This window comes from uncultured Abiotrophia sp. (assembly GCF_938010525.1).
Lineage (GTDB): Bacteria > Bacillota > Bacilli > Lactobacillales > Aerococcaceae > Abiotrophia.
The window spans coordinates 91,302-109,728 of the sequence record NZ_CALLVK010000022.1 but is presented as its reverse complement, the minus strand read 5'-3'; the positions used below and the strand labels follow the sequence as shown (position 1 = coordinate 109,728).

General features: G+C 44.9%; 32 protein-coding genes. All 32 read left to right on the top strand.

The genetic code is table 11. The annotated features are described in order from the left end of the window. Positions 1-16: 16 nt before the first annotated feature. The 32 genes from rplD (at position 17) to Q0339_RS06495 (ending at position 18,163) form a co-directional block, all read left to right on the top strand. Positions 17-640: a 50S ribosomal protein L4 gene (rplD, locus tag Q0339_RS06650; protein ID WP_298078018.1), complete on the top strand. Its 624-nt coding sequence runs from the start codon at positions 17-19 to the stop codon at positions 638-640. Beyond that, positions 640-936 (top strand): 50S ribosomal protein L23, encoded by a 297-nt coding sequence (gene rplW / locus Q0339_RS06645; RefSeq protein WP_023391482.1) that lies wholly within the window; start codon positions 640-642, stop codon positions 934-936. The genes rplD and rplW overlap by 1 nt, the downstream gene beginning before the upstream one ends. Before the next feature lie 35 nt (positions 937-971). Beyond that, positions 972-1,802: a 50S ribosomal protein L2 gene (gene rplB, locus Q0339_RS06640; RefSeq protein ID WP_035364049.1), complete on the top strand. Its 831-nt coding sequence runs from the start codon at positions 972-974 to the stop codon at positions 1,800-1,802. A 38-nt stretch (positions 1,803-1,840) separates the two neighbouring features. Next, positions 1,841-2,122 (top strand): 30S ribosomal protein S19, encoded by a 282-nt coding sequence (rpsS, locus tag Q0339_RS06635; RefSeq protein ID WP_035364047.1) that lies wholly within the window; start codon positions 1,841-1,843, stop codon positions 2,120-2,122. A 19-nt stretch (positions 2,123-2,141) separates the two neighbouring features. Continuing rightward, positions 2,142-2,498, top strand: coding sequence for a 50S ribosomal protein L22 (gene rplV, locus Q0339_RS06630; RefSeq protein WP_023391479.1), 357 nt, complete (start codon positions 2,142-2,144; stop codon positions 2,496-2,498). A 3-nt stretch (positions 2,499-2,501) separates the two neighbouring features. Next, on the top strand, positions 2,502-3,158 hold the full coding sequence (gene rpsC / locus Q0339_RS06625; RefSeq protein WP_023391478.1) for a 30S ribosomal protein S3: 657 nt from the start codon (positions 2,502-2,504) through the stop codon (positions 3,156-3,158). Between the two features lie 3 nt (positions 3,159-3,161). Further along, positions 3,162-3,596 carry a 50S ribosomal protein L16 gene (gene rplP, locus Q0339_RS06620; RefSeq protein ID WP_023391477.1) on the top strand — a complete coding sequence of 145 codons (435 nt, stop codon included), beginning with the start codon at positions 3,162-3,164 and terminating at the stop codon, positions 3,594-3,596. Further along, positions 3,586-3,792: a 50S ribosomal protein L29 gene (gene rpmC / locus Q0339_RS06615; protein ID WP_023391476.1), complete on the top strand. Its 207-nt coding sequence runs from the start codon at positions 3,586-3,588 to the stop codon at positions 3,790-3,792. The genes rplP and rpmC overlap by 11 nt, the downstream gene beginning before the upstream one ends. A gap of 23 nt (positions 3,793-3,815) precedes the next feature. Beyond that, entirely contained in the window at positions 3,816-4,082 is a 267-nt protein-coding gene (gene rpsQ, locus Q0339_RS06610; protein WP_023391475.1) for a 30S ribosomal protein S17, read from the top strand. 34 nt (positions 4,083-4,116) lie between these two features. Then, a complete protein-coding gene (rplN, locus tag Q0339_RS06605; RefSeq protein ID WP_023391474.1) occupies positions 4,117-4,485 on the top strand; it encodes a 50S ribosomal protein L14 in 369 nt (122 codons plus the stop codon). Positions 4,486-4,513: 28 nt separating this feature from the next. Beyond that, a complete protein-coding gene (gene rplX, locus Q0339_RS06600; protein ID WP_291428063.1) occupies positions 4,514-4,816 on the top strand; it encodes a 50S ribosomal protein L24 in 303 nt (100 codons plus the stop codon). Between the two features lie 28 nt (positions 4,817-4,844). Then, positions 4,845-5,387: a 50S ribosomal protein L5 gene (gene rplE, locus Q0339_RS06595; protein ID WP_298078016.1), complete on the top strand. Its 543-nt coding sequence runs from the start codon at positions 4,845-4,847 to the stop codon at positions 5,385-5,387. Positions 5,388-5,407: 20 nt separating this feature from the next. After that, positions 5,408-5,593, top strand: a complete 186-nt coding sequence (locus Q0339_RS06590) for a type Z 30S ribosomal protein S14 (protein ID WP_083316294.1) — start codon at positions 5,408-5,410, stop codon at positions 5,591-5,593. A gap of 32 nt (positions 5,594-5,625) precedes the next feature. After that, positions 5,626-6,024 carry a 30S ribosomal protein S8 gene (gene rpsH, locus Q0339_RS06585; RefSeq protein WP_023391471.1) on the top strand — a complete coding sequence of 133 codons (399 nt, stop codon included), beginning with the start codon at positions 5,626-5,628 and terminating at the stop codon, positions 6,022-6,024. Positions 6,025-6,079: 55 nt separating this feature from the next. Then, a complete protein-coding gene (gene rplF, locus Q0339_RS06580; RefSeq protein ID WP_298078013.1) occupies positions 6,080-6,616 on the top strand; it encodes a 50S ribosomal protein L6 in 537 nt (178 codons plus the stop codon). Between the two features lie 42 nt (positions 6,617-6,658). After that, positions 6,659-7,021 (top strand): 50S ribosomal protein L18, encoded by a 363-nt coding sequence (gene rplR, locus Q0339_RS06575; RefSeq protein WP_023391469.1) that lies wholly within the window; start codon positions 6,659-6,661, stop codon positions 7,019-7,021. A 20-nt stretch (positions 7,022-7,041) separates the two neighbouring features. After that, positions 7,042-7,545, top strand: coding sequence for a 30S ribosomal protein S5 (gene rpsE, locus Q0339_RS06570; RefSeq protein WP_023391468.1), 504 nt, complete (start codon positions 7,042-7,044; stop codon positions 7,543-7,545). A 13-nt stretch (positions 7,546-7,558) separates the two neighbouring features. Further along, positions 7,559-7,738, top strand: a complete 180-nt coding sequence (gene rpmD, locus Q0339_RS06565; protein ID WP_023391467.1) for a 50S ribosomal protein L30 — start codon at positions 7,559-7,561, stop codon at positions 7,736-7,738. Positions 7,739-7,772: 34 nt separating this feature from the next. After that, positions 7,773-8,213 (top strand): 50S ribosomal protein L15, encoded by a 441-nt coding sequence (gene rplO, locus Q0339_RS06560; RefSeq protein ID WP_023391466.1) that lies wholly within the window; start codon positions 7,773-7,775, stop codon positions 8,211-8,213. Then, positions 8,213-9,502 carry a preprotein translocase subunit SecY gene (gene secY / locus Q0339_RS06555; protein ID WP_070756167.1) on the top strand — a complete coding sequence of 430 codons (1,290 nt, stop codon included), beginning with the start codon at positions 8,213-8,215 and terminating at the stop codon, positions 9,500-9,502. Before rplO ends, secY begins: the two co-directional genes overlap by 1 nt. Before the next feature lie 35 nt (positions 9,503-9,537). Further along, complete coding sequence (locus Q0339_RS06550) at positions 9,538-10,197, top strand: adenylate kinase (RefSeq protein WP_070756168.1); 660 nt, start codon at positions 9,538-9,540, stop codon at positions 10,195-10,197. 34 nt (positions 10,198-10,231) lie between these two features. Continuing rightward, positions 10,232-10,450 (top strand): translation initiation factor IF-1, encoded by a 219-nt coding sequence (gene infA / locus Q0339_RS06545; RefSeq protein WP_023391463.1) that lies wholly within the window; start codon positions 10,232-10,234, stop codon positions 10,448-10,450. A gap of 38 nt (positions 10,451-10,488) precedes the next feature. Further along, positions 10,489-10,602: a 50S ribosomal protein L36 gene (gene rpmJ, locus Q0339_RS06540; RefSeq protein ID WP_083316295.1), complete on the top strand. Its 114-nt coding sequence runs from the start codon at positions 10,489-10,491 to the stop codon at positions 10,600-10,602. Between the two features lie 21 nt (positions 10,603-10,623). Then, positions 10,624-10,986, top strand: coding sequence for a 30S ribosomal protein S13 (rpsM, locus tag Q0339_RS06535; RefSeq protein ID WP_023391462.1), 363 nt, complete (start codon positions 10,624-10,626; stop codon positions 10,984-10,986). A 34-nt stretch (positions 10,987-11,020) separates the two neighbouring features. Beyond that, positions 11,021-11,416 (top strand): 30S ribosomal protein S11, encoded by a 396-nt coding sequence (gene rpsK / locus Q0339_RS06530; RefSeq protein ID WP_023391461.1) that lies wholly within the window; start codon positions 11,021-11,023, stop codon positions 11,414-11,416. Between the two features lie 70 nt (positions 11,417-11,486). Next, positions 11,487-12,431 carry a DNA-directed RNA polymerase subunit alpha gene (locus Q0339_RS06525; protein ID WP_023391460.1) on the top strand — a complete coding sequence of 315 codons (945 nt, stop codon included), beginning with the start codon at positions 11,487-11,489 and terminating at the stop codon, positions 12,429-12,431. Positions 12,432-12,473: 42 nt separating this feature from the next. After that, a complete protein-coding gene (rplQ, locus tag Q0339_RS06520) occupies positions 12,474-12,854 on the top strand; it encodes a 50S ribosomal protein L17 (protein WP_023391459.1) in 381 nt (126 codons plus the stop codon). Positions 12,855-13,144: 290 nt separating this feature from the next. Then, the gene (locus tag Q0339_RS06515; protein ID WP_298078011.1) at positions 13,145-13,984 is read left to right on the top strand and encodes an energy-coupling factor ABC transporter ATP-binding protein; all 840 of its coding nucleotides are present in this window, start codon (positions 13,145-13,147) and stop codon (positions 13,982-13,984) included. Then, entirely contained in the window at positions 13,954-14,850 is an 897-nt protein-coding gene (locus Q0339_RS06510; RefSeq protein WP_298078010.1) for an energy-coupling factor ABC transporter ATP-binding protein, read from the top strand. Before Q0339_RS06515 ends, Q0339_RS06510 begins: the two co-directional genes overlap by 31 nt. Further along, on the top strand, positions 14,840-15,649 hold the full coding sequence (locus tag Q0339_RS06505; protein ID WP_298078009.1) for an energy-coupling factor transporter transmembrane protein EcfT: 810 nt from the start codon (positions 14,840-14,842) through the stop codon (positions 15,647-15,649). Before Q0339_RS06510 ends, Q0339_RS06505 begins: the two co-directional genes overlap by 11 nt. A gap of 4 nt (positions 15,650-15,653) precedes the next feature. Next, the gene (truA, locus tag Q0339_RS06500) at positions 15,654-16,427 is read left to right on the top strand and encodes a tRNA pseudouridine(38-40) synthase TruA (protein WP_298078007.1); all 774 of its coding nucleotides are present in this window, start codon (positions 15,654-15,656) and stop codon (positions 16,425-16,427) included. 122 nt (positions 16,428-16,549) lie between these two features. Then, positions 16,550-18,163 (top strand): peptide ABC transporter substrate-binding protein, encoded by a 1,614-nt coding sequence (locus tag Q0339_RS06495; RefSeq protein WP_298078006.1) that lies wholly within the window; start codon positions 16,550-16,552, stop codon positions 18,161-18,163. Positions 18,164-18,427 lie beyond the last annotated feature (264 nt).

The following is an 18,427-nucleotide window of genomic DNA, read 5'->3' as shown; positions in this document are numbered from 1 at the left end:
AAGGAGGAACGAGTAAATGACAAAAGTAAGTTTATTTAAACAAGACGGTTCACAAATCGGCGAAATCGAATTGAATGCAGCTGTATTTGGGGTTGAACCTAACGAAGACGTAATCTTCGACGCAGTAATCATGCAACGTGCATCTTTACGTCAAGGGACTCACGCGGTGAAGAACCGTTCCGCTGTACGCGGTGGTGGCCGTAAGCCATGGAGACAAAAAGGGACTGGCCGTGCACGTCAAGGTTCTATCCGTTCACCACAATGGGTTGGTGGGGGTGCCGTATTTGGTCCAACACCTCGTTCATACAGTTATAAATTACCAAAGAAAGTACGCCGCTTAGCGTTACAATCTGTATTATCTCAGAAAGTATTAGAAGGCAAGTTAGTAGTTGTTGATGAACTCAGCTTTGCAGCTCCATCAACTAAGGAATTCAAGTCAGTATTGAACAACCTTAAAGTAGATGCGAAGACTCTCTTAGTATTAGAAGGGACTAACGCCAACGCTTACTTCTCAGCACGTAACTTAGCTAACGTGAAAGTGATCGACGAAGGCAACGTGAACGTATTAGACGTTGTAAACTACGACACACTTGTCATCACTAAAGCAGCACTTTCAACCGTAGAGGAGGCTTTAGCATAATGCAATTATCAGAAGTAGTATTACGCCCAGTCATCACTGAACAATCAGTTGCTGGTTTAGACGAGAAAAAATACACGTTCGAAGTAGACCGTCGTGCTAACAAAACTCACATCAAACAAGCGGTTGAAGCAATGTTTGAAGGGGTTAAAGTTAAGAAAGTTAACACGATCAACGTTGACGGTAAAGCAAAACGCATGGGCCGTTACGCTGGTTTCACTCGTAAGTACAAGAAAGCAGTCGTAACCTTGACTGCTGAATCAAAAGACATCGAATTATTCGCTAACGAAGCAGAATAATCACCTAGAAAATGAGTAAGTAGGAGGGAATAAGAGTGGCGATTAAAAAGTACAAACCAACCTCTAACGGTCGTCGTAACATGACTGGTTATGATTTCAGCGAAATCACTGCATCAAAACCAGAGAAGACATTGTTATCTTCACAAAAACAAAAAGCCGGCCGTAACAACCAAGGTAAAATCACTGTTCGTCATCAAGGTGGCGGTAACAAACGCGCTTACCGTATCATCGATTTCAAACGTAACAAAGACAACGTAGTAGGGACTATCGCAACAATCGAGTACGATCCAAACCGTACCGCTAACATCGCGTTGGTACACTACGAAGACGGGATCAAGACTTACATCTTGGCACCAAAAGGCTTGAAAGTAGGCCAAAAAATTGAATCTGGTGAACATGCCGACATCCAAATCGGGAACGCATTGCCATTAGCAAACATCCCTGAAGGTACTGTAATCCACAACATCGAATTAAAACCAGGTAAAGGCGGTCAATTAATCCGTTCTGCTGGTACTAGCGCTCAAGTATTGGGTCACGAAGGTAAATACACTTTAGTTCGTTTGAACTCTGGTGAAGTCCGTATGATTTTATCAACTTGCCGTGCAACTATCGGGGTTGTTGGTAACGAACAACACGAATTAGTAAACATCGGTAAAGCCGGTCGTGCACGTTGGATGAGCAAACGTCCTGAAGTTCGTGGTTCCGTAATGAACCCTAACGATCACCCACACGGTGGTGGTGAAGGTCGTGCACCAATCGGGCGTAAATCTCCGATGTCTCCATGGGGTAAACCAACACTTGGTAAGAAAACCCGCTCTAAGAAAGCTAAATCTAGCAAGTTAATCATCCGCGGCCGTAAAAAATAATAGGCGCCGGTAACAAATAATCGAAGGGAGGCTTCATTGTGAGTCGTAGTTTGAAAAAAGGACCTTTCTGTGATGCGCACTTAATGAAAAAAGTGGAAGAGCAAGCAGAAAGCACAAAGAAACAAGTTATTAAAACCTGGTCACGTCGTTCAACCATCTTCCCTAACTTCATTGGTTTAACCATTGCCGTTTATGATGGCCGCAAGCACGTGCCTGTATATGTTCAAGAAGATATGGTAGGTCACAAATTAGGTGAATTCGTACCAACTCGTACTTATAAAGGTCACGCAGCTGACGACAAGAAATCTAAGAAACGCTAATTTATAGGAGGAAAACAAGATGTCTAACCAAGTTACATCTGCAAAAGCAGTTGCAAGAACAGTTCGCATTGCGCCTCGTAAAGTTCGCTTAGTCTTAGATCTTATCCGAGGTAAAAAAGTTGGCGAAGCAATTGCCATCTTAAAATTCACACCTAAAGCAGGTGCCCCAATCGTTGAGAAAGTGTTGATGTCTGCTATCGCTAACGCGGACCACAACTACGATCTTGACTTGGAAAACTTATACGTGAGTGAAGCATTCGCTAACGAAGGCCCAACCATGAAACGGTTCCGCCCACGTGCGAAAGGTTCAGCTTCACCAATCAACAAACGTACAAGCCACATCACTGTTGTGGTATCTGAGAAAGAGGAGGCTTAATCAATGGGTCAAAAAGTACATCCAATTGGTATGCGTGTCGGCGTCATCCGCGACTGGGACGCTAAATGGTATGCAGACAAGAACTTTGCTGAATACTTACACGAAGATTTAGCTATCCGCAAATTCTTATACAAGAAATTAAAAGAAGCATCAGTTTCTAACATCCAAATCGAACGTGCTGCTAACCGTGTGATTGTATCTGTTCACACTGCTAAGCCAGGTATGGTCATCGGTAAAGGTGGTTCCGAAATCGATGCAGTCCGTGCGGAATTAAGCAAATTAACCGGCAAGAAAGTCTTTATTAACGTTGTAGAAATCAAAGAACCAAGCTTAGACGCTAAATTGGTTGCTGAAGATATCGCACGTCAATTAGAAAACCGTGTGGCTTTCCGCCGTGCTCAAAAGCAAGCTATCCAACGTACTATGAAAGCTGGCGCTCAAGGGATCAAAACCATGGTATCAGGCCGTTTGAACGGTGCAGATATTGCGCGTAGCGAAGCATACTCTGAAGGTACTGTGCCACTCCATACCTTACGTAGCGACATCGACTACGCATGGGAAGAAGCGGACACTACTTACGGTAAGTTAGGAGTTAAAGTTTGGATCTGCCGTGGCCAAGTATTGCCACAAAAGAAAAACTCTGAGAAAGGAGGGAACTAATCAATGTTAGTACCAAAACGTGTAAAACACCGTCGTGAATTCCGTGGTAAAATGCGCGGAGAAGCTAAAGGTGGTAAACAAGTTGATTTCGGTGAATACGGCTTACGAGCTACTGAATCTCACTGGATCACAAACCGTCAAATCGAAGCAGCCCGTATTGCGATGACTCGTTATATGAAACGTGGTGGGAAAGTATGGATTAAAATCTTCCCTCACAAATCATATACTGCAAAAGCTATCGGGGTTCGTATGGGTTCTGGTAAAGGGGCACCTGAAGGTTGGGTAGCACCAGTTAAACGTGGCAAGATTATGTTTGAAGTAGCGGGTGTATCTGAAGAAATCGCACGTGAAGCATTACGTTTAGCATCGCATAAACTACCAGTTAAGACCAAGTTCGTAAAACGTGAAGAATATGGTGGTGAATCGAATGAAAACTAATGAATTTAAAGCGTTAATCAAAGGGTTATCCACTGCTGAGTTGCTTGAACGTGAAGCTGAGTTGAAGAAAGAGCTCTTCAACCTTCGATTCCAATTAGCAACAGGACAATTAGAAGATACAGCACGTTTACGCACTGTACGTAAATCTATCGCACGTATCAAAACTGCTTTACGCGAGCAAGAATTGTCTAAATAAACCAGCAAAGGAGGCTAACATCAATGACGACAGAACGCAACCAACGTAAAGTTTACCAAGGTCGTGTCGTGAGCGACAAAATGGACAAAACCATCACGGTTTTAGTCGAAACTCGTAAGACTCACCCTAAATACGGTAAACGCGTTAAATATTCTAAGAAATATAAAGCACATGATGAAGAAAACCGTGCAAAAGAAGGCGACATCGTGCGCATTATGGAAACTCGTCCATTATCAGCTACGAAACGCTTCCGTTTATTAGAGATTGTTGAAGAAGCAGTCATTATCTAATTAACCAAGTATATCTCGGAAGGAGGACATCGAAATGATTCAAACAGAAAGTCGATTAAAAGTTGCTGACAACTCTGGCGCACGTGAAGTGTTAACAATTCGTGTATTAGGTGGTTCAAACCGCAAAACTGCTAATATCGGGGATGTTATCGTTGCAACGGTTAAACAAGCAACGCCAGGTGGAGTTGTTAAAAAAGGTGACGTCGTAAAAGCAGTAATCGTACGTTCTAAATCAGGAGCTCGCCGTAAAGATGGTTCTTATATCAAGTTTGACGAAAATGCTTGCGTCATCATCCGTGACGATAAGAGCCCTCGTGGTACGCGTATCTTTGGACCAGTTGCACGTGAATTGCGTGATAACAACTACATGAAGATTGTTTCATTAGCTCCAGAAGTTTTATAAGAAATATTAACGAAGGAGGAAACTATTCATGCGTATCAAAACAGGCGATACAGTTAAAGTAATTGCAGGTAAAGATAAAGGTAAAACAGGGACTGTTTTACGTACCTTACCAAAAGAAGACCGCGTAGTCGTAGAAGGCTTGAACATTGCCAAGAAGCACGTTAAACCTTCTCAAGCAGGTCAAGGCGGGATTGAAGAATTCCCAGCACCAATCCACGTGTCTAACGTTAAACTCGTTGATCCTAAATCAGGGGAAGCAACACGTGTGGGTTATCGTTTCGAAGACGGCAAGAAAGTCCGTTTCGCGAAGAAATCTAACGAAACCATCTAATCAATAGCGAGAGGAGGATTAACACTACATGGAAAATCGTTTAAAAGCTAAATACTCAAACGAAGTAACTAAAAAATTGATCGAACAATTCAACTACACTTCTGTAATGCAAGTACCTAAAGTTGAAAAGATCGTCATCAACATGGGTGTGGGTGACGCAGTAGCTAACGCTAAGAACTTAGAAAAAGCTGTTGACGAACTCACTTTATTATCTGGTCAAAAGCCAGTGATTACCAAAGCTAAGAAATCCATCGCGGGCTTCCGTCTCCGTGAAGGTATGCCAATCGGGTGTAAAGTGACCCTACGTGGTACGCGTATGTACGACTTCTTAGACAAGTTAGTCACTGTATCTTTACCACGTGTTCGTGACTTCCACGGTGTCAGCAACAAAGCCTTCGATGGCCGCGGGAACTACACCTTAGGGATCAAAGAACAACTTATCTTCCCTGAAGTGAACTATGATAACGTTGATAAAGTCCGCGGGATGGACATCGTTATCGTAACAACTGCGAAATCTGACGAAGAGGCACATGCTTTACTTAAAGAATTAGGCATGCCTTTCCAAAAATAAGACAAGGAGGCGAATGAACATTGGCTAAAAAATCAATGATTGCAAAAAACAAGCGGTCACCTAAATTCAAAGTTCAAGAGTATACGCGCTGCGAGCGTTGCGGACGTCCACACTCCGTATATCGTAAATTCAAACTTTGCCGTATTTGCTTCCGCGAACTTGCTTACAAAGGACAAATCCCTGGCGTGAAGAAAGCCAGCTGGTAATCCATACTGAACAAAGAGGAGGTAAATACAACATGGTTATGACAGATCCAATTGCTGATTTCTTAACTCGTATCCGTAACGCTAACAGCGTAGGACACAAGACTGTATCAGCACCATCTTCAAAAATCAAAGTAGCGATTGCTGAAATCTTGAAACAAGAAGGTTTCATCAAAAACTATGAAGTCGCAGAAGACGACAAACAAGGTGAAATCACCATCTTCTTGAAGTACGGCCGTAACAACGAAAAAGTTATCACTGGCATCAAGCGTATTTCAAAACCTGGTTTGCGTATCTACACCAAATCAGAAGACCTACCTAAGGTATTAAACGGCTTAGGGATCGCCATCATCTCAACTTCTAACGGTGTTGTGACTGACAAACAAGCTCGTCAAGCTGGTGTCGGTGGCGAAGTATTAGCTTACGTTTGGTAATCTAATCTATTCATATTTAAGATAACTAGAAATAAGAAAGAGGAGGTGCAGCCCTGTGAGTCGTATCGGTAAAAAACCAGTCGTGATTCCAGCAGGCGTAACCGTCGAAGTAAAAGGTCATACAGTGACTGTAAAAGGCCCTAAAGGTACTTTGACACGTGACTTCCACCCAAACATTGCGTTGGAAGTTCAAGAGAATGAAGTAGTCTTCACTCGCCCAAATGATTCAAAAGAAAACCGTTCATTACACGGGACTATGCGTTCTGTCTTCAGCAACATGGTTGAAGGTGTAGCGAATGGCTTCAAGAAAGAATTAGACCTTATCGGGGTCGGTTACCGTGCTCAAAAACAAGGTAACAAATTAGTATTGAACGTGGGTCTTTCTCACCCAGTTGAATTCGAACCAGTTGAAGGTGCTAACTTTGAAGTTCCTTCTAACACTAAGATTATCGTAGAAGGTTACGATAAAGAGAAAGTCGGCGCATTAGCAGCCAACATCCGTGGCGTACGTCCACCAGAACCATATAAAGGTAAAGGGATTCGTTACACTGACGAATATGTACGTCGTAAAGAAGGTAAGACTGGTAAGTAATAGACCGGTCCTGATCTTCTCCTATAACTTAAACTTAAAGAGGTGAAAATTGTGATTACAAAACCAGATAAAAACAAAGTACGTCGTAAAAGACATGCTCGCGTAAGAAACAAAATCTCTGGTACTGCTGAGTGCCCACGCTTGAACGTGTTCCGTTCCAACACGCACATCTACGCTCAATTAATTGATGACGTAGCGGGTGTGACGCTTGCAAGTGCCTCTAGTAATGACAAATCAGTAACAGGGACCAAAGTTGAGCAAGCTTCAGCTGTAGGTAAATTAGTTGCTGAACGTGCGGTAGCAAAAGGCTTCAAGAAAGTTGTCTTCGACCGCGGTGGGTACCTATATCACGGTCGTGTGAAAGCTTTGGCTGAAGCAGCTCGTGAAAACGGCCTAGAATTTTAATAGAAGGAGGACACTAGTTCATGGTTCACATCAATCCAAATACCTTGGAAAACATCGAAGAACGCGTTGTGACGATTAACCGTGTTACCAAAGTTGTTAAGGGTGGACGTCGTCTACGTTTCTCAGCTTTAGTAGTTGTCGGTGACAAGAACGGTCACGTTGGCTTTGGTACTGGTAAAGCTCAAGAAGTTCCAGAAGCAATCCGTAAAGCTATCGAAGATGCGAAGAAAAACTTAATCGAAGTACCATTGACCGGAACCACAATTCCTCACGAAGCAATTGGCGAATTCTGTGGTGGTCGTGTCTTAATCAAACCAGCACCAGCCGGTTCTGGGGTTGCAGCAGGTGGTCCTGTTCGTGCCGTAATGGAATTAGCAGGGGTAGCTGACGTAACAAGTAAGTCTCTTGGTTCTAACACACCAATCAACATGGTGCGTGCGACTGTAGAAGGCTTGAAACAATTGAAAGTAGCTGAAGAAGTTGCTGCTTTACGTGGCAAATCAGTCGAAGAAATTTTAGGCTAAGGAGGACAATCAAATGGCGAACTTACAAATCCAATTGAAACGCAGCTTGATCGGTCGTCCTAAAAATCAAATCCAAACTGCTAAGGCTTTAGGTTTAACTAAGACTTACAAGACCGTTGTTAAACCAGACAACGAAGCAGTTCGTGGGATGATCAATACGATCAGTCACTTAGTTGAAGTAAAAGAAGCATAAAAATTAGAGACTAATACAAGGAGGTGCCACAGGAATGAAACTTCATACATTAAAACCTGCTGAAGGTTCACGTCAAGAACGTAACCGTGTCGGTCGTGGTCAAGGTTCCGGTAACGGTAAAACTGCTGGTCGCGGTCAAAAAGGTCAAAAAGCCCGTTCTGGCGGTGGCGTACGTTTAGGTTTCGAAGGTGGACAAACTCAATTGTTCCGTCGTTTACCAAAACGTGGATTCAACAACATCAACCGTAAAGAATATGCAGTCGTTAACTTGGAAGCTCTCAACCGCTTCGAAGACGGTACGACAGTTACACCAGCTCTCTTAGTTGAAGCAGGTGTCGTTAAGAAAGAATTATCAGGAGTAAAAATCTTAGGTAATGGTCAACTTGAAAGAAAATTAACTGTTCAAGCAGCCAAATTCTCTAAAGGTGCAGAGCAAGCAATTACTGCAGCTGGTGGATCAATCGAGGTGATCTAATGTTTACCTTCATTAAAAATGCATTTGCGGATAAAGATACGCGTCGTCGCATCTTTTTCACGCTCTTCGTTTTTGCGGTATTCCGATTAGGGTCACATATTCCTGTACCTGGGGTTCGAGTTTCAGCGATTAACACTTTCGCTGAGAGCGGCCTCTTAGGCTTATTGAACACCTTCGGCGGCGGGGCCTTGAAGCGCTTCTCGCTCTTCGCCATGGGGGTTTCCCCATACATTACCGCCTCAATCATCATTCAGTTATTACAAATGGACATTGTGCCTAAGTTTACTGAATGGGCTAAGCAAGGGGAAGTTGGGCGTCGTAAGCTCAACCAATGGACCACTTATGTTGCCATTGCCCTTGGTTTAGTACAATCTTACGGTATCGCCCTCGGTTTTAACCGGATGGCGCGTCTGGGCTTGATTGCCAACCCAACGACAATGCGTTACCTAACGATTGCCCTCATCTTAACAGCTGGTTCCATGTTCTTGGTCTGGTTGGGTGAGATGATTACCCGAAGCGGTGTTGGTAACGGCTTGTCCATGATTATCATGGCCGGGATTGTTGCGGAAGTGCCTAAGGAATTGATGGGTTATCTCCAACGCCATCTCGTAAATGGTGGAGATCATGCTATGACCAACATGCTGTCATTGGCAGCCATTATCTTGGTCATCGTCATCTTAATCGTCATTATCGTTTTAATGGAACGGGCTCAATTGCGTATCCCAATCCATTATTCTAAGAAAGCGTCAGGGGCGCGCTACTCAGCTCACCTCCCGCTTAAAATTAACTCAGCTGGGGTTATTCCAGTAATTTTCGCTAGCTCGTTTATTACAACACCTCAGATGATATTCTCGTTTGTGACAGTCGATCGGACTAACCCATGGATGGACTTCCTGGTACAACTCTTCGACTACCAAACACTCTACGGTGTAATCTTCTACACTGTACTATTAATTGCGTTTACTTATTTCTATTCATTGATTCAAGTGAATCCGGAGAAGGTTGCCGAGAACTTGCAGAAGTCGAGCGGGTACATTCCAAGCGTCCGTCCTGGGAAAGATACCGAAACTTACTTAACCAAAGTAATCAACCGCTTGAGCGGAGTAGGCGCACTTTACTTGACTTTGATTGCGGTATTGCCGATTGTGGCAGGGTTCTTCTGGAACTTAACGTCACGTATCTCACTCAGCGGGACTAGCTTGCTGATTGTGGTCGGGGTTGCCATTGAGACTGCTAAGCAGGTCGAAGGGCGCGTTATCAAACGCCGTTATCAAGGATTCATTCAATAATCATGTGTCAAATAGAAGTAAAGGGAAGATACAAGATGAATATTTTATTAATGGGTTTGCCTGGTGCCGGTAAAGGGACACAGAGTGAACGTCTAGTAAAAGATTATCAAATCGTACATATTGCAACTGGGGATATTTTTCGTGCTGCGATTCAGAACGAAACCCCACTTGGGCTCCAAGCCAAGGCTTACACTGACAACGGGAACCTGGTTCCTGATGAAGTGACCAACGCCATTGTACGTGAACGTTTAGCCCAAGATGACGTGAAAGCCCAAGGCTTCATGTTGGATGGCTACCCACGTACCAGCGCACAAGCTCAGGCGCTTGATCAAAACTTGGTGGAGTTAAACTCCCCAATCCATGCCGTTATCTATATCGATGTAGATCCAGAAGTCCTCAAGGATCGCTTGAGTGGCCGAATCATCTGCCGCAACTGTGGGGCAACCTACCACAAACTCTACAACCCACCGAAGGTTGAAGGTGTCTGTGACAATTGTGGTGCCAGTGATTTCTATCAACGTGAAGATGACAAGCCTGAGAAAGTTGCATATCGTATCAATCTCCAAATGGAATCAATTCGACCAATACTGGATTATTATGAGGAACGTGGGCTTCTTCACCGAGTGGATGGTCAACAAGCCATCGACAAGGTCTACGAAGATATCCGCCAGATTTTGTCCTCAGTGGCACAATAGCCTAACAGTAAGTTGGTAAGAGGAGGAAGTATGAATGGCTAAAGATGATGTAATTGAAGTTGAAGGTACAGTCATTGAAACTTTACCAAATGCAATGTTTAAGGTTGAATTAGAGAATGGGCATGAAATACTGGCTCACGTTTCAGGTAAAATCCGGATGAACTACATCCGCATCTTACCAGGAGATAAGGTAACGATTGAATTATCTCCTTACGATTTGACACGTGGTCGTATTACCTACCGCTTTAAGTAAACCGTTCCGTTTCGAATTTAAGGAGGGAATTAGTTAAGATGAAAGTTAGAGCATCTGTAAAGCCAATTTGCGAAAAATGTAAAATCATTCGTCGCAACGGCAATGTGATGGTAATTTGCGAAAATCCAAAACATAAACAACGTCAAGGTTAATAAGAAGGAGGTGCCAGATAAATGGCTCGTATTGCTGGAGTAGATATTCCGCGTGAAAAACGTGTAGTAATCTCATTAACATACATCTACGGTATTGGTTTGAAAACTGCACAACAAGTATTAAAACAAGCAAACGTTTCTGAAGACACTCGCGTTAAGGACTTATCAAACGATGAGCTCGACCGTATCCGTGAAATCATTGACGGCCTCAAAGTTGAAGGGGACTTACGTCGTGAAATTAGCTTGAACATCAAGCGTCTCCAAGAAATCGGTTCTTACCGTGGCTTACGTCACCGTCGTGGCTTGCCAGTTCGTGGTCAAAACACCAAGAACAACGCTCGTACACGTAAAGGACCTAAGAAAATGGTCACTGGTAAAAAATAATACTCGAATATAGAATGAAGGAGGTATAAACTTCATGGCAAAGAAAAAACAAGTTGCACGTCGTCGCCGTCGTGTTAGAAAAAATGTCGAGAAAGGTGTAGCACACATTCGCTCTACATTCAACAACACTATTGTTATGATCACTGACGTGAATGGTAATGCTATTTCATGGTCATCCGCAGGTTCATTAGGTTTCCGTGGTTCTAAGAAATCTACCCCATTCGCTGCACAAATGGCTTCAGAAGTGGCTGCTAAAGGTGCTATGGATCACGGGATGAAGACTGTTGAAGTAACAGTAAAAGGCCCAGGTTCAGGTCGTGAGTCAGCAATTCGTTCATTGCAAGCTACAGGTTTAGAAGTAACCGCCATCCGCGACGTTACCCCTATTCCTCACAACGGTTGCCGTCCTCCAAAACGTCGCCGCGTATAATCTAGATGACTCAAGCAACTGTGAAGCGCGTTATTACCAAGACTAACGTTTTGAAAGGGGAATATAATCGATGATCGAAATTGAAAAGCCAGAAATTAAAACGATTGAAGTCAGTGACGATGCCAAATTTGGTAAAATTGTCGTTGAACCACTTGAACGTGGATATGGAACAACCCTTGGAAATTCATTACGTCGTATTTTATTATCTTCATTACCTGGTTCCGCTGTTACTAGCATCCAGATTGATGGAGTACTGCATGAATTTGCTACAGTTGAAGGTATCGTGGAAGATGTTCCAACGATTATCTTGAACTTGAAGAAATTAGCATTGAAACTTCACACTCAAGAGTCAAAAGTAATTGAATTAAACGTCACCGGTCCAAAAGTTGTGACCGCAGCTGATATTATGCATGATAACGATGTGCAAATCCTCAACCCTGAGCTCTACATTTGCACCCTGGCTGATGGCGCTGAATTGAAGATGCGTCTAAACGTAGCCAACGGTCGTGGTTATGTACGGAGCGAACACAACAAACGGGAAGACATGCCAATCGGCGTCTTACCAATCGATTCGATCTATACCCCAATTAAGAAGGTAAACTATCAAGTCGAAAACACCCGTATCGGGCAAAAGAACGTTTATGATAAATTAACTTTAGATATTTGGACCGACGGTTCAATTAGTCCTGAAAAATCATTAAGTTTAGCCGCTAAAATCTTAACGGAGCACTTAAATATCTTCGTTAACCTCAACGATGAAGCGCGTCAAACTGAAATTATGGTTGAGAAGGAAGAAGCTGAAAAAGAGAAAATGTTAATCATGACGATTGAAGAGTTAGACTTATCCGTTCGTTCATACAACTGTTTGAAACGCGCGGGCATCAACACGATTCAAGAGTTGACTAACAAATCAGAAGCAGAAATGATTAAAGTACGTAACCTTGGCCGTAAATCATTAGAGGAAGTCAAACAAAAATTGGCTAACCTTGAGTTGAGCTTACGCCAAGACGACTAGTATAGGATATTTCATATTCAAAGCAAAGGAGGAAACTGAATAATGGCATACCGCAAATTAGGACGTAAGAGCGCACAACGTAACGCATTATTGCGTGACTTAACTACTGATGTGATCGTATACGGCCGTATCGAAACCACAGAAACTCGTGCCAAAGAAGTACGTAAATTCGTTGATCAAATGATTACCTTAGGTAAAAAAGGTGACTTAGCATCACGCCGTCGTGCTGCAGCATTCTTGCGTAACGAGATTGCTAGCGCAACCGTTGAAGGGGATCAAGTCGTTGTTGAACGTGTCTTGACTCGTTTGTTCGGTGAGTACGCTGAGCGCTACGCTGACCGCCAAGGTGGCTACACCCGTGTCTTGAAGACCGGCCCACGTCGTGGTGATGGCGCCCCAATGGCAATCATCGAATTAGTATAATAGAGTGAGAATTCGCTTTATGATGAGGAGTGTGACGATTCTGTAGCCTTGCTAACCAACTACAGGGTCTAGCTCTATAGCACGATTGGGGGAGCCTCCCGCTTCCCCAATCGCTAGCTATCATCGTAAAAGTGATTTTTTTTTGGTCTTATACTCAAATTCTTGAAAGTGACGCCCCCAGGTGGTAGAGTAAGGGGGTGAGTTGCTTTCATAGCTAAGGCTAGGCAGAAGACTGGCTTTAGCTATGAAAGTAGTAAGATGGCCCCAGAGGCAGAGAGGATGAAAAAGACATGGCAGCAAGCGTTGTAAAACTATCGCATATCGATTTTCGTTACTATGGTAGCGAGGTCAACTCCCTGACCGATGTCTCCCTAGAAATCAAGGAAGGCGAATGGGTGGCTATTATTGGGCCAAACGGCTCAGGCAAGTCGACCCTAGCCAAAATTATGAATGGACTCCTCGTGCCTGCTGCAGGCCAGGTAACCATTAAGGACCTAACCATTGACGAAGAGACCGTTTGGGAAGCGCGTCGCTCAGTGGGTATGGTCTTCCAAAATCCAGACAACCAATTTGTTGGTTCGACGGTAGAAGATGATGTGGCCTTTGGTCTGGAAAATAATGGGGTACCACGTCAAGAGATGATCACCCGGATTGAAGAGGCGCTGGCGGAGGTTCGGATGTCAGAATTTAAGGACAAGGAGCCTGCCCGCCTATCAGGTGGCCAGAAGCAACGGGTGGCCCTAGCTAGCATCTTGGCCTTGCGGCCTGATATTATCATCTTAGATGAAGCTACCTCTATGTTGGACCCTAACGGCCGCCAAGAAGTGATTGCAGCCATTCGTAAGATTAAGGAACGCTTCAACCTGACGGTTATTTCCATTACCCATGATTTGGACGAAGCCAGCTTGGCTGACCGTATCCTCATGATGCAGGGCGGGCGTCTAGTCCAAGACAAGAAACCAGAAGAAATCTTCCTAATGGGGGAGCAATTAGTGGAACAGGGTCTGGATGTGCCTTTTTCACAGAAACTCAAGGACGCCCTAGCTGCCCGCGGACTGGATGTGCCGGATAACTATCTCGATGAGGAGGCCTTATTGACATGGATCACACCATTGTATTCGACCAAGTAAGTTACCATTACAATGCCAATACACCTTTTGAGGTAGCGGCCCTCTTCGACGTTAATTTAACCATTCCAGCCCACCAAGTGACTGCCGTCATCGGCCATACGGGTTCAGGTAAGTCGACCTTGATTCAACACCTTAATGTTTTGATTAAGCCAACCAAGGGGTCTGTACGTCTAGGGGATGTCTTGGTTACATCTACGGCTAAGTTACCTTCCCTAAAGCCATTGCGTAAGCAGGTCGGTGTCGTCTTCCAATTCCCGGAAGCCCAGCTCTTCGAAGAGACGGTCCTCAAGGATGTCATGTTTGGACCTTTGAATTTTGGTGTCTCAGAAGAGGATGCGCTTACCATTGCTAAGGAAAAATTAGCCCTAGTCGGCATCAGTCCGGATCTCTATGAGCGCTCACCATTCGATCTCAGTGGCGGCCAAATGCGAAGGGTGGCCATTGCCGGTGTTCTGGCCTTAGAACCGCAAGTGCTGGTCTTAGACGAGCCAACTGCCGGCCTAGACCCACTGGGACAAGCCCAAATGCTGGACATGTTCATGCGCCTCCAAAAAGAGGATAAGTTGACCCTGGTCTTAATCAGTCACCAAATGGATGACGTTGCCCGCTATGCCGACCATGTCATTGTCATGGAAGGGGGCACGGTGGTTAAGACGGGGACGCCTGAACAAGTCTTCAGCCAGACGGATTGGCTACGTCAACGACGCTTAGATGTGCCACGCTCCATGCAGTTTCTGGAGAAATTACAGGAGCGCTTAGAAGATCAAGCCCTGGCCATTGACCAGGCGCCCCTGACCGTTGAAGCCTTAGCCGACTTGCTCATGGCCCATCTTCCAGCTAAGGAGGGGACCGGCCATGTTGGATAAAATGTTACTGGGACGCTATATCAACATGGATTCTTGGATTCATCGCTTAGATCCGCGGACCAAGTTGCTAGCTTCTTTCTACTTTATATTTGTGGTCTTCCTAGCCGATTCCTGGTTGGGTTATGCCATCTTGGCACTTTTTACTCTCTTGGCTATTAAGTTGACCGGTCTTTCCTTTAAGTTCTTTATCAATGGGGTTAAGCCCATGATTTGGCTGATTCTCTTCACTGTGGTCTTCCAGATTCTCTTCACTAATGGGGGCCATGTCTTCTGGCAGTGGGGACCTTTTGTCCTCTCGACCGGTGGTTTGGAGAGCGGGGCCTTTATCTTCATGCGTCTGGTCCTCATTATCATGATGTCCACTATCTTAACCTTAACGACGGCTCCCCTAGAGCTAACGGATGGGATTGAGCATCTCTTGCGGCCGCTGGCTCGCTTTGGTTTTCCAGCCCATGAGTTGGCCCTCATGCTGGCTATTGCCTTGCGCTATGTGCCAACCCTCATGGATGAAGCCCAGAAAATTATGAACGCCCAACGCTCGCGTGGGGTAGAGTTCGATCAAGGTAGCCTCATGCAGAGAATGAAGGCCGTCGTACCGATTCTGGTGCCCCTCTTCATCTCCGCCTTCAACCGGGCCGAAGAAATGGCAACCGCCATGGAAGCTCGGGGCTATCGTGGAGCAGAAGGCCGTACCAAGTACCGCCAGTTGGCCTATAGCCCAGCTGATAGACAAGTAGCTTGGGCCTTGCTAGTGCTGACCTTAGCCTTGTTAGCTAGCCGTTTCTGGCCAGTGGGGTGAGGCCATGCCACGTTATGCTATTCAACTCGCTTATGACGGGAGTCGCTTTGTCGGCTACCAGGTCCAGCCCAACGGTCCTTCTATTCAGGCCAATCTGGATGCGGCTCTAATCAAAATGGCCAAGTGCCCCGAGGGCGTGACCATTCCTACGGTGGCGTCAGGCCGGACTGATTCAGGGGTTCATGCCTTGGGCCAGGTGGTGCATTTTGATTATCCCGCTCCCATGCCTCAACAAGCCATGCAACGAGCCCTCAATGCCCTCTTGGATCCGGCTATTAAGGTGGTGACAGTGGCTCGGGTGGCCGATGATTTCCATGCCCGTTACCATGCTGTGGGTAAGGAGTACCGTTATCGGGTAGATGTGGGACCCTATGCCAATCCCTTCAAACGCCTCTACAGTCTCCACCATCCCTATCGCTATGACTTAGACCGAATCAATCAAGCCTTGGAGGCCGTGGTGGGAACCCACGACTTCACCAGCTTCTGTTCGACTAAGACTGATAAGGAAGACAAGGTGCGGACGGTTCATGTGGCTCGAGTCTGGCAAGATCAGGACCAGCAGGAACTGGTCTTCCAGTTCCAGGGGACAGGTTTCCTCTATAATATGATTCGGATTCTGGTCGGCACTAGCCTGCAAATCGGAGATGGGTTGCGTCCTGTTAATGAACTGGAGCGTTTGATTCAGGTTCAGAACCGCAAGGAAGCAGGGCCAACGGCACCGCCGCAGGGCCTTTGTCTCCATCAGGTTTTCTATGAGCCATCGCCATTTACTAAATAATTGATCAAGCTCTCTTGCCTAGCGAGGGAGCTTTTGCTTTGCTATTAAAAAATCATTGACATTTATTCAGAGTTCCCTTAAAATTAACTCATGTGATTTTAATTTTACTAAGGGGGATACTTATGAAACAAGTACTCAAGAAATCCTTGTTAGCCGGCGCTGCCTTTTTAGCCTTGGCTGCAAGCTTACCAACACCTTTACCGGCACACGCTCAAGGTAAAGAAGTCAACACCGTTGTGTCTTCAGAAATGGCAAGCATCGACCCAGCCAAAGCGTCTGATGCACCAAGCGGGAACATCATCCATAACGTCTTCGAAGGCTTGACTCGTGAATCGCAAGACTTCAAGAGCCAAGTGCCTGGTGTGGCTGAATCTTGGCAAGTCAGCGAAGATGGCAAGACCTATACCTTCAAGCTTCGTTCAGATGCTAAATGGTCTAACGGTGACCCTGTTACAGCGGGTGACTTTGAATATGCCTGGAAACGTGTCATCAACCCTGAAACCGGGGCTGACTACGCAGGGCTCTTCTTCGTCATCGAAGGGGCGCAAGCCTACAACGAGGGCAAAGGGAGAGCAGACCAAGTTGGGGTCAAAGCCATCGACGACACTACCTTAGAAGTTAAGTTAGTCAACCCAACTGCCTACTTCTTAAGCTTAACTTCTTTCTATGCTTTTGCACCTGTTAACAAAAAGGTGGTAGAAGCTAACGCTGACTGGGCTGACGACTTAAGCGACAAGTATGTCACTAACGGGGCCTTCAAGTTAGCTGAGTGGAACCACAATGCGGACCTAGCCTTAGAAAAGAATGACCAATACTGGGATAAGGACAATGTCAAGGTTGACCGTGTCAACGCTCAAATCGTTGAGTCTGACTCAACCGTCACCAAGATGTTCCAATCTGGTGAGATTGACTTCGTCAGCGCACCATTCGGGACCTTGTCTTTAGATTCTTTTGAAGGCTTCAAGAAACAAGGGATTCTTAAAGTTACACCACAATCAGCTATCTACGTCTACAAACTCAACACTAAAGACCCTGTAATGTCTAATGTCAATATCCGCAAGGCCTTGGCTTTAGCTATTGACCGTCAAGGTTTAGTAACCAACATTACCAAGGCGGAACAAAAACCTGCTAAGGGTATTGTGCCAGCTTCAGTTACTGGTTTCGAAACAGACGCTAACTACTTCAAGGATGCCGACTATGAAGGCGCCAAAGAATACTTGGCTAAAGGTTTACAAGAATTGGGCCTCAAAGATCCAAGTGAATTGACTGTTAAGATTTCTATGAACACCAGTGAAGCTCACGCAGCCATCGCTCAATACATTCAAGAAGGTTGGTCTAAGAACTTGGGCATTAAGGTAGAATTGGACAACTCTGAGTTCCAAGTTTACTTAGATCGTCTCAAAACCGGTGACTTCCAAGTGGCTCGTTTAGGTTGGTCTGGTGACTTCAATGATGCCTTGACCTTCTTAGATCAGTACCGTAGCGCTGATGCAGGTAACAACTACACTGGTTGGGAAAATGCAGACTACGCTAAGTACCTAGAAGAAGCAGCCAAAGAAACTGACGCTAACAAACGTTTAGAAATTCTGAAGAAGGCTGAAAAAGTCTTAATGGACGAAATGCCAGTTATTCCAATCTATGACTACACTCAAGTAAGTGTTAAGAAAGACAACATCAAGGGCTTAGCAACTTCGCCACTTGGTAAGATTGACTTGAAATACTTAGAGGTAGAATAAGTGCCTGAGAATTAAATCTTATGCCTAGCGCTCCCCTTGCTTAGCAAGGGGAGTTTTTTATGCCATGAAAACGCTCATTGTCGGAAAAAATATTGACAAATGGTGAATTAAAGATTAAAATTAATTCATGTGTTTTTAATCTTTCGGATGATGTTGGGTCAGCTATGGGGGCAAAAAAGCTGGCAGAAGGTCATCCTCACGCTTAGTAAGCCAAATCTTAAGCCGTGATTTTAATGAGAGAATAGAAGTAGCAAATAAGAGGTC

Coding starts and splice junctions, on each gene's coding strand:
- rplD (WP_298078018.1), top strand. CDS start 17: ATGACAAAAGTAAGTTTATTTAAACAAGACGGTTCACAAATCGGCGAA.
- rplW (WP_023391482.1), top strand. CDS start 640: ATGCAATTATCAGAAGTAGTATTACGCCCAGTCATCACTGAACAATCA.
- rplV (WP_023391479.1), top strand. CDS start 2,142: ATGTCTAACCAAGTTACATCTGCAAAAGCAGTTGCAAGAACAGTTCGC.
- rpsC (WP_023391478.1), top strand. CDS start 2,502: ATGGGTCAAAAAGTACATCCAATTGGTATGCGTGTCGGCGTCATCCGC.
- rplP (WP_023391477.1), top strand. CDS start 3,162: ATGTTAGTACCAAAACGTGTAAAACACCGTCGTGAATTCCGTGGTAAA.
- rpmC (WP_023391476.1), top strand. CDS start 3,586: ATGAAAACTAATGAATTTAAAGCGTTAATCAAAGGGTTATCCACTGCT.
- rpsQ (WP_023391475.1), top strand. CDS start 3,816: ATGACGACAGAACGCAACCAACGTAAAGTTTACCAAGGTCGTGTCGTG.
- rplN (WP_023391474.1), top strand. CDS start 4,117: ATGATTCAAACAGAAAGTCGATTAAAAGTTGCTGACAACTCTGGCGCA.
- rplX (WP_291428063.1), top strand. CDS start 4,514: ATGCGTATCAAAACAGGCGATACAGTTAAAGTAATTGCAGGTAAAGAT.
- rplE (WP_298078016.1), top strand. CDS start 4,845: ATGGAAAATCGTTTAAAAGCTAAATACTCAAACGAAGTAACTAAAAAA.
- rpsH (WP_023391471.1), top strand. CDS start 5,626: ATGGTTATGACAGATCCAATTGCTGATTTCTTAACTCGTATCCGTAAC.
- rpsE (WP_023391468.1), top strand. CDS start 7,042: ATGGTTCACATCAATCCAAATACCTTGGAAAACATCGAAGAACGCGTT.
- rpmD (WP_023391467.1), top strand. CDS start 7,559: ATGGCGAACTTACAAATCCAATTGAAACGCAGCTTGATCGGTCGTCCT.
- rplO (WP_023391466.1), top strand. CDS start 7,773: ATGAAACTTCATACATTAAAACCTGCTGAAGGTTCACGTCAAGAACGT.
- secY (WP_070756167.1), top strand. CDS start 8,213: ATGTTTACCTTCATTAAAAATGCATTTGCGGATAAAGATACGCGTCGT.
- Q0339_RS06550 (WP_070756168.1), top strand. CDS start 9,538: ATGAATATTTTATTAATGGGTTTGCCTGGTGCCGGTAAAGGGACACAG.
- infA (WP_023391463.1), top strand. CDS start 10,232: ATGGCTAAAGATGATGTAATTGAAGTTGAAGGTACAGTCATTGAAACT.
- rpmJ (WP_083316295.1), top strand. CDS start 10,489: ATGAAAGTTAGAGCATCTGTAAAGCCAATTTGCGAAAAATGTAAAATC.
- rpsM (WP_023391462.1), top strand. CDS start 10,624: ATGGCTCGTATTGCTGGAGTAGATATTCCGCGTGAAAAACGTGTAGTA.
- rpsK (WP_023391461.1), top strand. CDS start 11,021: ATGGCAAAGAAAAAACAAGTTGCACGTCGTCGCCGTCGTGTTAGAAAA.
- Q0339_RS06525 (WP_023391460.1), top strand. CDS start 11,487: ATGATCGAAATTGAAAAGCCAGAAATTAAAACGATTGAAGTCAGTGAC.
- rplQ (WP_023391459.1), top strand. CDS start 12,474: ATGGCATACCGCAAATTAGGACGTAAGAGCGCACAACGTAACGCATTA.
- Q0339_RS06515 (WP_298078011.1), top strand. CDS start 13,145: ATGGCAGCAAGCGTTGTAAAACTATCGCATATCGATTTTCGTTACTAT.
- Q0339_RS06510 (WP_298078010.1), top strand. CDS start 13,954: ATGGATCACACCATTGTATTCGACCAAGTAAGTTACCATTACAATGCC.
- Q0339_RS06505 (WP_298078009.1), top strand. CDS start 14,840: ATGTTGGATAAAATGTTACTGGGACGCTATATCAACATGGATTCTTGG.
- truA (WP_298078007.1), top strand. CDS start 15,654: ATGCCACGTTATGCTATTCAACTCGCTTATGACGGGAGTCGCTTTGTC.
- Q0339_RS06495 (WP_298078006.1), top strand. CDS start 16,550: ATGAAACAAGTACTCAAGAAATCCTTGTTAGCCGGCGCTGCCTTTTTA.